We start from the raw sequence: 14883 nt of genomic DNA on the forward strand, positions 1-14883 counted from the left end.
TGGAGATATTAAATAATATTGCCGCTAAATACTTAATGATAATTTATTTCTATATATCCTAAACTCTAATTCACCAGAAAAATAAAGCGACAAATAGAAATGTTTTGCAATATTTCTACGATTTTAATTACATTTATTTTTGAACCAAAATGACATTGCGTAGAATAGTATCAATTCTGTAATGACAGAGAGTGATTACATATATTCATATTAATTATCTTTAAAGGGAATATATAATGAAAAGAAAAGTTCTGGCAATTCTCGTACCCGCGTTATTAATGGCTGGCGCAGCACATGCAGCTGAAATGTATAACAAAAACGGCAATAAAGTTGATCTGTACGGTAAGATCGATGCGCGTCATACCTTCTCTGATCACCCTGGGGATGATGGCGATGAAACCTATGTACAAATTGGTTTCAAAGGCGAAACACAAATCACTAACGATGTTATTGGTTATGGCCAGTGGGAATATAAAACCTACGCCAATAACACCGAAGACGCCGGTGATACTTCTTTTAACCGTCTGGCGTACGCTGGCCTGAAATATGGCGAATACGGTTCGTTCGATTACGGTCGTAATTACGGCGTCGTGTATGATGTTGAAGCCTGGACCGATATGCTGCCCGTATTTGGGGGCGATTCTTATACATGGACCGACAACTTCATGGTCGGCCGTGCAAACGGTGTGGCGACCTACCGTAATGCCGATTTCTTCGGCCTGGTTGAGGGTCTGAATTTTGCGCTGCAGTATCAGGGGGCAAACGAAGGTCAGGACGCAACAGAAGATCAGGAAGGGACCAAGAACGGTCATGACGACGTGCGTTTCCAGAACGGTGACGGCTTCGGTATGTCCACTAGCTATGATTTCTCCGGCGATCTGTCTGGCCTGACCTTAGGCGCGGCCTACTCCTCTTCTGACCGTACCAATGAGCAGGAAGCGAAGGGTATACAAGACAGCGCACGTTTCGCCGGCGGTAAGACTGCGGAAGCGTGGACCGTTGGCGCGAAATATGATGCCAACAGCGTTTATCTGGCGATGATGTATGCGCAAACCCGTAATATGACGCCATATGGCGATACCGGGATTGCGGATGAGACGCAGAACTTTGAAGCCGTAGCGCAATACCAGTTCGACTTCGGCCTGCGTCCGTCCCTGGCATGGGTTTACTCCAAAGGCAAGGACATGACTTATCCTGGCAATGCGGGTAACCCACAGGGCCAGCATGGCGACATGGATCTGGTTAACTATATCGACGTCGGTATGACCTACAACTTTAACAAAAACTTCTCCACCTATGTTGATTACAAAATCAACATGCTGGACAACGACGAAAGCTTCTACGAAGCAAACGGCATCTCTACAGATGACATCGTTGGCGTAGGTATGACGTACCAGTTCTAACTTCCCACTATGATAAAAGCCCGCATCGCGGGCTTTTTTTTATTCAACAGAGAAATGTTACGGAGCTTCCTGCAGTGCCAGACGAATAAAGCCGTTGTTCTGCGCCAGCAGTTCATGCGCCTTCCAGGCATCCAGCCCTGTCAGCACCATCAGCACCGCTGTTTTACAGTTATGGTTGCAGCTCTCCAGCGCGGCTTTCGCCGCTGACCGGGTGCATCCCCCCGCTTCCATGACGATGGCAATTTGTCGTTCAGACCATTTGGTGTTGCTGGCGTCCAGATCCACGCGCAGGTTGCTGAACACGCGTCCGGTTCGAACCGCCAGGCCGGTGGTTATCATGGTCAGGATCATTTTTTGTGCGATCCCGGCTTTGGTATTGATATAACCCGCGATCGCGTCCGCGCCAAGCTCCGGGGCAATCACCATGCTCGCCAGCTGCGCGGCTTCACTTTGCGCGTCATCCGTAATAGCCGCGACCGGGGAACCCAACGACCACGCATGGCGCATCGCGCCCCAGACCCACGGTGTTTTGCCGCTGACGGTGACCGCCAGCATCATATCCTGTTCACCAAATTTGATGGCCTGCAGGTCGGCGACACCGCGCTCGTAGCTGCCCGCCTCCTCTCCCGCCGTTATGGCGATGACAGGCGTTTTTCCCGGGGCATACTCATCGGCTGCCTGCTGCGCGACACGGCCTGACGGGCCGGCGCCAACAATGACCAGACGACCACCGTGACTCAGGGTCGCAGCGGCGTTATCCACCACGCGGGCGATCGTTGTTAAACATGGGGTTATTGCAGCGGAGATGAGGGCATCATCCTGGTGAATGACTTTCAGCATGTCCAGCGTGGACAATCTATCGATATTCATCGTGCTGGCGTGCCGTCTTTCCTTGACCGAACCGGTAAGCGTAATGCTCATAAACAACCTCCTTATTATGAGTACCCCTACACTATAAAGTGTTTTAGACAGGTGACCTGCGAGGAGGGTCACGAAAAGAGGACCGAATCCATGCCTTTACATGGCTTTAAGAAACGCGCGTCATCGGCGATAATTACCCCTTTCTTAATCATCGCGGAGTTTTGATGAGCGATTTGCAGCCCTTCCCCCTGACGCGCAAGCGCCCCATGAAACTGAACACCCTGGTCACGTTAATGGTGTGCGCGATTATCGGTTCTGTGCTGCTGTTGGTATTTGCGCTCTATTCCGTCCAAATCACCCGTGCCACCCGCGATGATGTTAAGGATACGGCCCTTGGGATCGCGCGAACGCTGGCCGACAGTCCCGAAATTCAACGCGGTCTGATGCAGGCTCCCCAGGCGGATATTATTCAGCCCATCGCCCAGGCGGTCACCAGGCGCAACGACCTGCTCTTCACCGTCGTCACCGACATGCGCGGTATTCGTTACTCGCACCCGAACGAAGCCCTGCTAGGTCTGCACTTTATCGGCGATGACCTGACGCCCGCGCTGGAAGGAAAGGAGCATGTCGCCGTTAACCGGGGTGCCCTCGCGGAAGCGCTTCGCGTCTTCACTCCCGTCTTTGATAGCCAGCACGAGCAGATCGGCGTAGTGGTGGTCGGTATCTCCCTTAAAAAAGTGGAAGATCAGATTGCCCGCGGGCGGCTTAACGCCGTCTGGACCATATTATTCAGTATATTGATGAGCTCGCTGGCCATCTGGGGTCTGGTTCGCGTGCTCAAACGTATCCTGTTCGGCCTTGAGCCGTATGAGATCTCGGCGCTGTTCGAACAGCGGCAGGCGATGCTGCAGTCGCTTCGCGAAGGGGTACTGGCCGTGGATATTCAGGGGCGGGTGACGATGATTAACCACACCGCCAGAGAAATATTGCTTCTGCCTTCCGGCAAACAGACCGAAAATGTCAGTGCTCCCCTGCTGGCAAGCCTGCGGGAAGTCTCGAAGAGCGGCATTGCGCGCAAGGATCAGGAGATCAGCTGCAACGGGCGACTCTTGCTGTGCAACATGGTGCCTGTTAAAAGCCAGGAGCGGGTTATTGGTGCCATCACCACTTTTCGCGATAAAACGGAAATCAGCCAGCTGATGCAGCGCATCGATGGCATGGTCAATTATGTCGATGCCCTGCGCTCCCATACGCACGAGTTTATGAACAAACTGCACGTGATCCTCGGTCTGCTGCATATGAAGCGCTACGACAAACTTGAAGAGTACATCATCCAGACGGCGCATAATTATCAGACCGATATTGGTACCATTCAGAGCAAAGTTAAATCTCCGGTGATAGCCGGGTTCCTGCTGGGTAAAATCAACCGGGCTAAGGAAGCAGGGATCGCCCTGACGCTGGCCGATGAGTGCCAGATACCGGATACCGCCAACGAAGAGCAGGTTGCGGTGCTGATTACCGTGCTGGGTAACCTCATTGAAAACGCGCTCGACGCGATGGAAGGACAGCAGGAAGGCGAAATTGGCCTGCTGCTACATTATCAGAATGGCTGGCTCAGTTGCGAAGTCAGCGACGATGGCCCCGGTATTGATCCGGCTCAGCTCGAGGCTGTTTTTACAAAGGGCTTCTCAACCAAAGGCGAAAATCGCGGCGTTGGGCTGTTCCTTGCTCGTCAGCAGATCCAGAACCTGGGCGGAGACATTACCGTCGAGTCTGAGCCTGGTGTATTTACCCAATTTTTTGTTCACATCCCCTGGGATAGCGAGAGGAATATCGCGTGATAAATGTGTTAATTGTCGATGATGACGCCATGGTGGCCGACCTCAACCGTCTGTATGTCAACCGTGTTGAAGGCTTTAGCTGCTGCGGCGTCGCCTCCACGCTCAACCAGGCCAGGGCCATCATTAACGACCCCGGCCAGCCTGTCGATCTGGTGCTGCTGGATGTCTATATGCAGCAGGATAACGGGCTGGATCTCCTTCCCGTCATCCGTGCCTCAGGCCGGCCGATCGATGTCATTATGATCTCCTCCGCCGCCGATGCCGCCACCATCCAGACCTCCATCCATTACGGTGTGGTGGATTATCTGATTAAACCGTTCCAGTTCCCGCGTTTTGAAGAGGCGCTGAACGGCTGGAAGGCAAAGCACAGCCTGATGGGATCGCATCAGTACTATGAGCAGGCCGACGTCGACAGATTGATCCACGGCGGTGCGCCGGAACTGGCGGACAGTAAAAAACTGCCGAAAGGGTTAACGCCGCAAACGCTGCGTACGATTTGTCAGTGGATTGATGCGCACCCGGAGACGGAGTTTTCCACCGATGATCTGGCAAACGCGGTTAATATCTCGCGCGTGTCCTGTCGCAAATACCTGATCTGGCTGGCGCAAATCAACATTCTGTTCACCAGCATTCATTACGGTGCCACCGGCCGGCCAGTGTATCGCTATCGCCTGCAGCCCGAACAGACGGCACTGCTCAAGCAGTACTGTCAGTAACGCGGTAGCTGTTATCCAGCAAGGTAAAATGGAAGTGGTGCGCTGAAGAGAGCACCACTTCTTTTGTTTTGGTCACGAAGATTGCTTCAATGTCGGGTCGTGCACGCAGCGCTGAACAGCCTTTACTGACGCCCATGCCGTACATCAGCGTGGTCCAGATATCACCGTCAATGGAGTTTTTCGAAATGATGGTGACGCTGTCCAGTTCGTTATCCAGCGGATAGCCGGTACGCGGGTCAAGTATGTGGTGATAACGCCTGCCATTTTGCTCAAAAAAGCGTTCGTAGGTACCCGATGTCACCACCGACATGTTCTCTACGGTCATCGTACCGATCAGCGCCTCCCCGGCGAACGGTTTTTTGAGCCCCACGCTCCAGCCCCCTTCAGGTGAACCCAGCGTCTGGATATTACCGCCAAGATTAATAAGCCCCAGTTGAGCGCCCTCTTTACGCAGGTAATCGCGCACTCTGTCGGCGATATAGCCTTTGGCGATGGCCCCCAGATCAATCTCCATGCCCGCCCGGGTCAGGAACACGCTGCTGCTGGCCTCATCAAGGACCACATCCTCAGGATGGGTAATGGCGAGCAACGACGCGATTTCATCGGCAGGCGGAACGCTATCTCCCCGAAAACCGATTTTCCAGCGTTTCACCAGCGGGCCGATGGCCAGGTTAAATGCGCTGTCCTTGAGCTGGCTTGCCGCTTTCGCACAGCGGATAAGCTCAAAAACCGGGCGACTGACGGTGACAGGATGCTGACCGGCAGCATGGTTGATATCCATCACCTGCGAGCTGGCACGGTTGACGGTCAGCAGGTCTTCATACTGTTTAATCAGTCTAAAAACGCGAGAAGCGAGGGCTTCATCATGAGAGAAAAGCTTCAGGAGAATGGGCGATCCCATCAGAACGGCGGAGTAACTGTAGACGCGGTGGTCAGAAGACATGGTGCAAGCTCCCTGGTTGAAATGCCGGATACACGGCGCGTATCCGGCATACCCTTACGGCTGACTTACGCCCTTTTCGCGCGCATCGCCGCCTGATGTCCGGCAAGCGTACCAAAAATAATGATATCTGCCACCGCGTTACCCCCGATGCGGTTACCACCGTGGATACCACCGACCACTTCACCGGCCGCAAATGCCCCTGGCAGCACGTTGTGGTTGCTGTCCAGTACGCAGGTTTCGGTGTTAATGGTCACACCGCCCATGGTGTGGTGCACGCCCGGCGCAATCTGAATGGCATAGAATGGCCCTTCGTTGATTGGCGCACGCAGCGCGGTCGTACGGCCAAAATCGTCATCGTGCTGTTTTTCAACAAAGCCGTTGTAACGCTCCAGGGTCGCCAGGAAAGCGTGGTAATCCATACCCAGGGCTTCAGCCAGCGCTTTAGGTGAGCTGGCGCTGGTGACAAACCCTTTGGCGATGTACTCATCTGCCGCTTTGTTTTTGGCGCGGACATGCTCATCAAAGACGATGTAAGCGTATTTCTCCGGCAGGGCGATAATCTGTGCAGAGACTTTATCGCGGGTTTCCATCTCGTTGAAGAAACGGTTCCCCTGCTGGTTCACCAGAATCGCCCCGCCACCGCGGATGGATTCGGAAATCAGGTACGAGGTTTTCTGCTCAACGGTTGGGTGGATCTGGATTTCACCCATATCGACCGTACCGGCGCCAATACGCTCCAGCAGCGCGATACCGCCCCCTGTCGCCCCTTTGTGGTTGGTGGTCACGAAACCTTCCAGGTCAGGACGGTACTTCACCACCATCTGGCTATTGGCGCTGAAACCACCGGTAGCCACAATGACGCTTTTGGTTGCTACGGTAAGGGTTTCGTTTTCTTCCGTGGTCAGACGTACGCCGGTGACTTCGCCGTTCTCGAAGAGAATGTCGCTGACCGACGTATCGAGCATGACCTCGATGTTGCGTTTGTTGACGTTACGCACCAGGCCGCTAATCAGATAGCCGCCCACCGCAGAACCGTCTTTTGGACGGTGAGTACGGTCGATGCTCATCCCGCCGGTGGTGGTGATGTCGTTGAGCATAATGCCGCGGGTCGCCAGCCACTCGATCGCCTGCGGGGCATTTTCAACAAAGCGGCGCAACAGTTCCGGGTTGTTCTTGTTTTTACCGCCTTTCAGGCTTTCCTGATAGAACAGCTCTTTGCTGTCCTGAATTCCTTTCACCCGCTGGAAGCGTGTTTCCGCGGCGTTCATCCCCGCAGACGCTTTAATGGTGTTACCGCCGATGGAGGGCATTTTCTCAACAATCAGCACGCTTGCGCCTTCGTCATGCGCCTGGATTGCTGCGGCCAGACCCGCGCCACCGCTACCGACCACCACAACGTCAACGCTTCGGGTCTCGTTCGGGTCGACACCCTCTTCGGCTGCCAGCGCTTTGCTGGATTTCAGCATGGCTTTGGACACCGCTTTTTTGACCGCTTCACTCTGGCTGGTTGCACCGGTAATGGCATCCACGTGCGGGGTGTTTGCATCCAGAATACGGGTGCGGATCTCTTCGAAGCTGGTGACAAACTCAACGTCCTGGGTCGGGCCAGAAGCCAGTTCAATGTCGGCGATGCGGTCGGTCTCCAGGCTGACGTTAATCACCAGTTCGTTGCTATCGTCCCGAACATTCTCAATAAACATGCCCGGTTTAAATTTCGATTCACCCATGCTCATATCGCGGATCATCGCCTCCACCAGCGAGAAACGCCACAGCGGCCCAGGGATGCTTAGCGCTTCGCGTCGGGTGCTGTCCATAAACAGTTCCAGCGTTTCTCCCGCCGCGATGCGGTCTGTCCAGTCCGGATAGGCGATGGTGGCGCGGCCTACGGCGATAAGATCGTAGCCATGTTCCAGCGCCTCGTTCGCATCCGCGGCATTGACCACGCCACCGACGCCCATGACCGGCACCTGCGCCAGCGTGTCAGAACGCATTGCGCGGTATTTTTCGATAAGCGGGGTCGGATCCTGCGTGTCGACAATAGAAGGACGCAGGGTTGCGCCAACGGAGAAGTGCAGATAATCCACACCGCGCGCGGCCAGCTTTTCCAGCAGGTACATGGTGTCTTCAAAGCGGATGCCCGGCTCTTCCAGCTCTTCAGGGGAGAAGCGATAGCCGATGATAAAGGCGTCATCGGCGTACTGGCGCACCATTTTATGGGTGATGTCGAGCACGGCCAGCGGGAATTTCGCGCGGTTATCGCGGCTGCCACCCCACTCGTCGTCACGCTGGTTAGAGTTTGGAGAGTAGAACTGCTGAATCAAATAGGTGTTGGCCCCATGGATTTCAACGCCATCGAAACCCGCCTGAATCGCACGGCGTACTGCTTCACCGAACTTACCGATCATCCCTTCGACTTCTTCCCCCGTCAGGGCAACCGGCGTGGCGGCGCCGTCACGTGGCGCGGCAACGGCACTTGGCCCCACCGGGGTGCGGCCACCTATCAGTTTCGGATCAACCATGCGGCCGCCGTGGTAGATCTGCAGCAGCGCTTTAGATCCTTTGGACTTAATCGCCTCAGCGATCTTCGCCAGCCCGGCGATTTTCTCGTCGTTATCAATGCCAATCGCCCCCGGGAAGGCGAGACCGAGATCGTCAACAAAGCAGCACTCAACAATAATGGTACCAATACTGCCTGAGCGGGCACGATAGTACTCAACCAGCTCGCTGGTCACCGTACCGTCGTAATAACCGGTACAGGTCGTCATAGGGGCCATTAACAAACGGTTTTTCAGTTCGGTACCATTCGGTAATGTGAAGGGGCTTAGAATACGTTCGTTAGTGCTCATAATAGAAACTCCAAACTTTAAAATTAAGAATTCGTTATCGGGCTCAGTTTTATTTCGATTTTTTACTCCGATGTCATAATACTAATATAATGATTTTTTTAGTTTCTAAAGCTATTACGTTAGTTAAAAAACTATTTAATCCCTTCAATAACATTAATAACACATTGGTGTTAGCAATATTAATTACTCTATTCACAATCCTTTAAACACTGTTAACGTATCAATGAACTTTTCACGATCCCAAGAGACAAAGACAAACCATTAAAAACAAAGAGTTATATGAAAATGGCTATTTGAAATGTTAACAACATTGAGTAAAATCCATATCAAAATAAATAATACCCACATACGCCAGAGTGGTTATTATCAACTGAACAAAAACACCCCCGCAATTCTATTTTTTTGATCACGATCAAGCATCGAGACAGTCAAAGGCGCAATATATAAATATCATCAATTTTTAATTTAGCGCATCAAAAATGCGTTAAATCGCTATTACTGAAATAGCAAATGCGCACCTTTAGTAACTAAATAAAATAAAAACAAACTAAAGAAAGCAAATGAATATTTCAGCGCATAACCGAATTCCTGACAACTTAAGACGCGAAACTATGAATACAAAAACTGCTGTAACGCCCCCTGTGGCGAGTCAAGCATCCAACGGAAAGGCAAAACGTCTGCTAATGATGTCATTGCCCGTTGTCGTTGCCGTGCTGTTACTGTTTGTTCCGGTCCCGGAAGGGCTTCCTCCTTACGCGTGGCACTACTTCGCTATCTTTGTCGGCGTGATTGTCGGTTTGATCTTCGAACCGCTGCCAGGCGCGGTCATTGGCCTGACCGGCGTCGTGGCGATTGCGCTCTGCAGCCAGTGGGTGTTGTTCAGCCCGGAACAATTGGCTGACCCGAAATTCAAACTGGCGGGTGCCTCCTTTAAATGGGCCGTGAGCGGTTTTGGTAACTCTACCGTATGGCTGATTTTCGGTGCCTTCATGTTTGCCGCAGGCTATGACAAAACCCGCTTCGGCCGCCGTCTGGCGCTGATTCTGGTGAAATATCTGGGTCGTCGCAGCCTGACGCTCGGTTACGCTATCACCTTCGCGGACCTGCTGCTGGCACCGTTTACACCTTCCAACACCGCGCGTAGCGGCGGGACCATCTATCCGATTATCGCTAACCTGCCGCCGCTGTATGGTTCGAAACCGAACGATCCAAGCGCGCGTAAAATTGGTTCTTACCTGATGTGGGTGGCGATCACCGCGGCCTGTATTACCAGCTCAATGTTCCTGTCTGCCCTCGCGCCGAACCTGCTGGCGCTGGCGCTGGTGAAAAGCACCGTGGGGATCGACATCTCCTGGGGCACCTGGTTTATCGCATTCCTGCCGCTGGGCGTGCTGCTGATTCTGACCATGCCGCTGCTGGCCTACTGGTTCTACCCGCCTGAAGTTAAAGTGAACAACGAAGTGCCACTGTGGGCGACCCGTGAACTGGAAAAACTGGGCAAACTGTCCCGTAACGAAATCCTGCTGCTGATTTTCGTCTGCTGTGCGCTGCTGATGTGGATCTTCGCCGCCGCGTGGATTGAACCGGCAATGGCTGCACTGTTAATCGTGGGTCTGATGCTGTGGACCGGGGTGCTGGAGTGGAACGATATCACCGGGAATAAAGCCGCCTGGAACACCTTCGTCTGGTTCGCCACCCTGGTTGCACTGGCGGATGGCCTCTCCTCCACGGGCTTCATTAGCTGGCTGGGTAAAGAAGGCGGTCTGCTGATGAGCGGTATCTCGCCGGGTGTTGCCACCATCGTACTGCTGCTGGCGTTCTACCTGCTGCACTACCTGTTTGCCAGCACCACCGCACACACAACAGCGCTGCTGCCAGCGATGCTGACCATCGCCTCTACCATTCCGGGCATGAATATGGAGGTGTTCGTCCTGCTGATGGTGACCTCCCTGGGTGTCATGGGGATTATCACCCCTTACGGTACCGGCCCTAGCCCTATCTACTACGGTAGCGGCTACCTGCCAACCAAAGACTACTGGCGCCTCGGCACCATCTTTGGTGCCATCTTCCTGGCGGCCCTGCTGCTGATTGGTTATCCGTGGATGTCCATGATGTTCTGATCCCTGACCGCCGGACTACCCCTCCGGCGGTTTTATTTTTTTGGAGCAATACGCTATGTCAAACAAACCGTTTTACTACCAGAACCCCTTCCCTCTCGCACACGACGATACCGAATACTATCTGCTGACCAAAGAACACGTCTCTGTTGCCGAATTTGAGGGTCAGGAGATCCTGAAAGTGGAACCCGAAGCGCTGACGCTGCTGGCACAGCAGGCTTTCCACGACGCCGCCTTTATGCTGCGCCCTTCGCATCAGAAACAGGTTGCCGCGATTCTTAACGACCCACAAGCCAGCGAAAATGATAAATACGTTGCCCTGCAGTTCCTGCGCAACTCTGAAATCGCGGCCAAAGGCGTGCTGCCCACCTGCCAGGATACCGGCACGGCGATCATCATGGGTAAAAAAGGCCAGCGCGTCTGGACCGGTGGCGGTGACGAAGCCGCGCTGAGTCAGGGTGTCTATAACACCTACATCGAAGATAACCTGCGTTATTCCCAGAATGCCGCGCTGGATATGTATAAAGAGGTCAATACCGGCACTAACCTGCCTGCGCAGATCGATCTCTACAGCGTCGACGGGGACGAGTATAAATTCCTGTGCATGGCAAAAGGCGGCGGTTCCGCGAATAAAACCTACCTCTATCAGGAAACCAAAGCGCTGATTACCCCGGCGAAGCTGAAAAACTACCTGGTTGAGAAAATGCGTACCCTGGGTACCGCGGCCTGCCCGCCTTACCATATTGCCTTCGTGATTGGGGGAACGTCGGCTGAAGCGACGCTGAAAACCGTTAAGCTCGCCTCAACGCGCTATTACGACGCGCTGCCCACCGAAGGCAACGAACACGGTCAGGCGTTCCGTGATGTTCAGCTCGAACAGGAACTGCTTCAGGAAGCACAGAACCTCGGCCTGGGCGCACAGTTTGGCGGGAAATACTTCGCCCATGATATTCGCGTGATCCGTCTGCCGCGCCACGGTGCCTCCTGCCCCATTGGCATGGGCGTCTCCTGCTCCGCTGACCGCAACATCAAAGCCAAAATCAACCGCGACGGTATCTGGATTGAAAAACTGGAGCACAATCCGGGCCAGTATATTCCAGAATCCCTGCGTCAACAGGGTGAAGGCGACGTGGTCAGCATCAATCTGAATAAGCCGATGAAGGAGATCCTGGCCCAGCTTTCCGCGCACCCGGTTTCTACCCGCCTGTCGCTGAACGGCACCATCATCGTGGCGCGCGACATTGCCCACGCGAAGCTGAAAGAGCTGCTCGACAACGGTGAAGAACTGCCGCAGTACGTCAAAGACCATCCAATCTACTACGCAGGCCCGGCCAAGACTCCGGAAGGCTATGCATCAGGCTCTCTCGGCCCAACCACGGCTGGACGGATGGATTCGTACGTCGACCTGCTGCAGTCTCACGGTGCGAGCATGATCATGCTGGCGAAAGGCAACCGTAGCCAGCAGGTGACCGATGCCTGTCATAAGCACGGCGGTTTCTACCTCGGCAGCATCGGCGGCCCGGCGGCGGTACTGGCACAAAACAGCATCAAGCGTCTGGAGTGCGTGGCCTATCCTGAGCTGGGTATGGAAGCCATCTGGAAAATCGAAGTGGAAAACTTCCCGGCGTTTATCCTGGTGGATGACAAAGGTAACGACTTCTTCCAGCAGATCCAGAATCAGCAGTGCAATGGGTGTTCACAGCGCTGAGTTTTTCCACAACGCCGGTAACAGCGACAGCGTTTCAGCGATCCTCTCTCGCTTGTTGCTTCCCGGCTTCCAGATGGTCACCATCGTCTGACTTATCCCCTGGCTGCCCACTTCGGTGTGCAGCCTTTTTACCTTTTTCCACCCGGTCGGCTGGAAATGCGTCGGTAAGAATCCCCAGCCGCATCCCTGCTCCAGCAGGCCCCGCAACATCTCCAGCTCATTGGTGAAAAGGGTGTGCCCCGAAATCTGCAGACGACGCGCCACCGGCTCATCCGAGGCGGCGTGCATAATCACCTGCGGCACTAGCGACAACTCAAGCAGCGACAGCGGCTGCGTGGCTTCAGCGAACAGCGTGTTGCAGGCGTAGAAATCCATATCGATCGCCCCGAGCGCCCGCCACTCCATTTCATTACCCACACTGCGATTACGTGCCTGGCAAATGCCCAGATCCGCCTGCCCGCTGGCCAGCATCGCTTCAGCCTCATCCCGGGAGGCGCTGACCAGGCTCAGACGTAAATGTCGCTTCGCCATCTCGCCAATCAGCGCCTGCAAAAATGGCCTTGAGGTAAAGGGATCGTAAACCAGCGTGATGTCCTGCGTAGCACGCTCCGGTACCGCGCTGGCAAATGCCTCAAAGGCTTTCACCTGGCGCATCAGCAGGTGCGCCTGCCGCTGCAGCTGCTCGCCCTCAGGGGTCAGACGCAGCGTGCGTCCTTCACGCATAAACAGCCTGTACCCTAATCCATCTTCGAGAAAATCAATCAGGTCGCGCAGCGTCGTACGATCTTTCCCGAGCTTCATCGCCGCTTTTGCCAGGCCACCGTATTCCACCACGGCGGTAAACGCTTCCAGTTGGGCAAAGGAATAAATTACCGTCGACACGCCACTCTCCATTCAGTTTTCGGGGGGAATTTCCCCCATTACGCGTTTTTTATTATAAGTCGCGGGTTCTTAAACTGAAGGCGTTCCTAATCACAGCGAGAAAAATGATGAATTATCCTTCACTGAACCGCACGCTGCTGGCGGGCGTTGTAATTAGCCTGTGCAGCGGTCTGTTTGCGCCTGTCGCGCTGGCTGCCTGCGACGGTACTGACCTGGACACCTGCCCTGCTCCGTTCGACAAACAGCTTCCTGACACGCACAAGATGCTCACCTGGAGCCAGGCGGATCGCGTGGTCGGCTTTCGAAATGACTACCGCAACTACGCGGGAGATGTGTTCCATCACGGCAACGCCACGCCGCTGCTCAGCACAGAGAAACCGCTCACTGACGCCCGCTATCAGGTCAACGGCAAGACCTATAACCTGCAGGACTACCTGAAACGTCAGAACGTGAGCGGCATGCTGGTACTGAAAGACGGCAAAATCGCGTGGAAATATCTCGGCGAAGGCAATACGGATACGACGTTCTGGACCTCCCGTTCGGTCGGGAAATCCGTGGTCTCAACGCTGGTTGGCGTGGCTCTCAAAGAGGGAAAAATTCGCTCACTCGACGACCTGGTCACGCAATACGAGCCAGACCTGAAAGGAACCGCCTGGGACGGCGTGACGTTAAAACAGCTGATCACCCACACCTCCGGCGTGGCATGGAACGAAGACTACACCAATCCCGCCTCCGATTTCGCGCAGCTCACCGAGTGTGAAGCGAAACCAGGCACCTATGACTGCGTGCGTAAACTGGTGTCCGGGCTGAAACGCGAACACCCGGCAGGCCAGCACTGGTCTTACTCCTCCGGTGGCGCCTGGCTGTTGGGTGACGTGCTTGAGCGTGCAACGGGCATGACCCTGGCCGCCTATCTTGAGAAGAGCATCTGGCAGCCGTACGGCATGGCGAGCGACGGTGTATGGCATGCCTACCGTAAAGGTCAGCATGATGTCGGCGCGCATGGCTTTAACGCCACGTTGGAAGACTGGGGACGCTTCGGGGAATTTATCCTGCATAACGGCACACTACCGAACGGCAAACAGATCCTGCCCGACAACTGGGTGAAAGACGCCTCACGCTGGACGCAGGCTGATGGCTCTGTCTCTGACGCACACCCGACCGGCTTGTACGGCTATCAGTGGTGGAACAACGAAGTGCCCGTCACGGCCACGAAGGTGGTGCCCGCGGCAAATGAGTCGCTGAAAGGCTCGCTCTGGGCGCTGGGGATCTTTGGGCAGATGATCATGGTAAACCAGGCGGAAAATCTGGTGATCGTTCAGTGGTCCACCTGGCCGCAGGCCGAACCGTCGTTTAGCGCACAGCCGCTGGAAGCCTCACTGATGTTCAGTGCGATTGCCAACGCGTTGCGGTAAGTCGCGGTAAGTCATCGTTAACAGCCAGGCATCGCCTGGCTTTTGTATTCGCTGCAAACAAGGGTGCGTCTGCGCGATGTCACAAAACGGCAATATCAGTGACTTACCCAAACTGGTGAATAAAAAATCAATTAATTGTTAAGTTGTTGTT

At 54.4% G+C, this 14883-nt stretch carries 10 protein-coding genes; 6 read left to right on the forward strand and 4 right to left on the reverse strand.

Annotation, left to right across the window (positions count from 1 at the left end; all coding sequences use genetic code 11):
* Positions 1-236: 236 nt before the first annotated feature.
* Positions 237-1403, forward strand: a complete 1167-nt coding sequence (gene ompC / locus BH714_RS10295; protein ID WP_040017840.1) for a porin OmpC — start codon at positions 237-239, stop codon at positions 1401-1403.
* Between the two features lie 57 nt (positions 1404-1460).
* Here ompC and BH714_RS10300 read toward each other — a convergent pair whose 3' ends face one another.
* Complete coding sequence (locus tag BH714_RS10300; protein WP_020883324.1) at positions 1461-2324, reverse strand: N-acetylmuramic acid 6-phosphate etherase; 864 nt, start codon at positions 2322-2324, stop codon at positions 1461-1463.
* Positions 2325-2488: 164 nt separating this feature from the next.
* Here BH714_RS10300 and BH714_RS10305 point away from each other — a divergent pair, with 164 nt between their 5' ends.
* Both BH714_RS10305 and dcuR read left to right on the forward strand, forming a co-directional pair.
* Complete coding sequence (locus BH714_RS10305; RefSeq protein WP_040017843.1) at positions 2489-4105, forward strand: sensor histidine kinase; 1617 nt, start codon at positions 2489-2491, stop codon at positions 4103-4105.
* Entirely contained in the window at positions 4102-4821 is a 720-nt protein-coding gene (gene dcuR, locus BH714_RS10310; protein WP_020883322.1) for a two-component system response regulator DcuR, read from the forward strand. The genes BH714_RS10305 and dcuR overlap by 4 nt, the downstream gene beginning before the upstream one ends.
* On the opposite strand, the gene BH714_RS10315 is transcribed toward dcuR, so the two are convergent.
* The gene (locus BH714_RS10315; RefSeq protein ID WP_040017845.1) at positions 4802-5764 is read right to left on the reverse strand and encodes an FAD:protein FMN transferase; all 963 of its coding nucleotides are present in this window, start codon (positions 5762-5764) and stop codon (positions 4802-4804) included. The two genes, dcuR and BH714_RS10315, sit on opposite strands and share 20 nt — an antisense overlap.
* Positions 5765-5829: 65 nt before the next feature.
* On the reverse strand, positions 5830-8610 hold the full coding sequence (locus BH714_RS10320) for a flavocytochrome c (RefSeq protein ID WP_040017846.1): 2781 nt from the start codon (positions 8608-8610) through the stop codon (positions 5830-5832).
* Positions 8611-9221: 611 nt separating this feature from the next.
* On the opposite strand from BH714_RS10320, the gene BH714_RS10325 reads away from it, so the two are divergent.
* Together BH714_RS10325 and fumA are read left to right on the forward strand one after the other, a co-directional pair.
* Entirely contained in the window at positions 9222-10730 is a 1509-nt protein-coding gene (locus tag BH714_RS10325; RefSeq protein ID WP_080765207.1) for an anion permease, read from the forward strand.
* 55 nt (positions 10731-10785) lie between these two features.
* Complete coding sequence (gene fumA, locus BH714_RS10330) at positions 10786-12435, forward strand: class I fumarate hydratase FumA (RefSeq protein ID WP_025203790.1); 1650 nt, start codon at positions 10786-10788, stop codon at positions 12433-12435.
* On the opposite strand, the gene BH714_RS10335 is transcribed toward fumA, so the two are convergent.
* Positions 12424-13329 carry a LysR family transcriptional regulator gene (locus BH714_RS10335; RefSeq protein WP_040017849.1) on the reverse strand — a complete coding sequence of 302 codons (906 nt, stop codon included), beginning with the start codon at positions 13327-13329 and terminating at the stop codon, positions 12424-12426. The two genes, fumA and BH714_RS10335, sit on opposite strands and share 12 nt — an antisense overlap.
* 95 nt (positions 13330-13424) lie before the next feature.
* On the opposite strand from BH714_RS10335, the gene BH714_RS10340 reads away from it, so the two are divergent.
* Positions 13425-14732 carry a serine hydrolase domain-containing protein gene (locus tag BH714_RS10340; RefSeq protein ID WP_040019048.1) on the forward strand — a complete coding sequence of 436 codons (1308 nt, stop codon included), beginning with the start codon at positions 13425-13427 and terminating at the stop codon, positions 14730-14732.
* The last annotated feature ends 151 nt before the right edge of the window (positions 14733-14883 follow it).

The sequence above is a fragment of the Enterobacter ludwigii genome (assembly GCF_001750725.1).
Lineage (GTDB): Bacteria > Pseudomonadota > Gammaproteobacteria > Enterobacterales > Enterobacteriaceae > Enterobacter > Enterobacter ludwigii.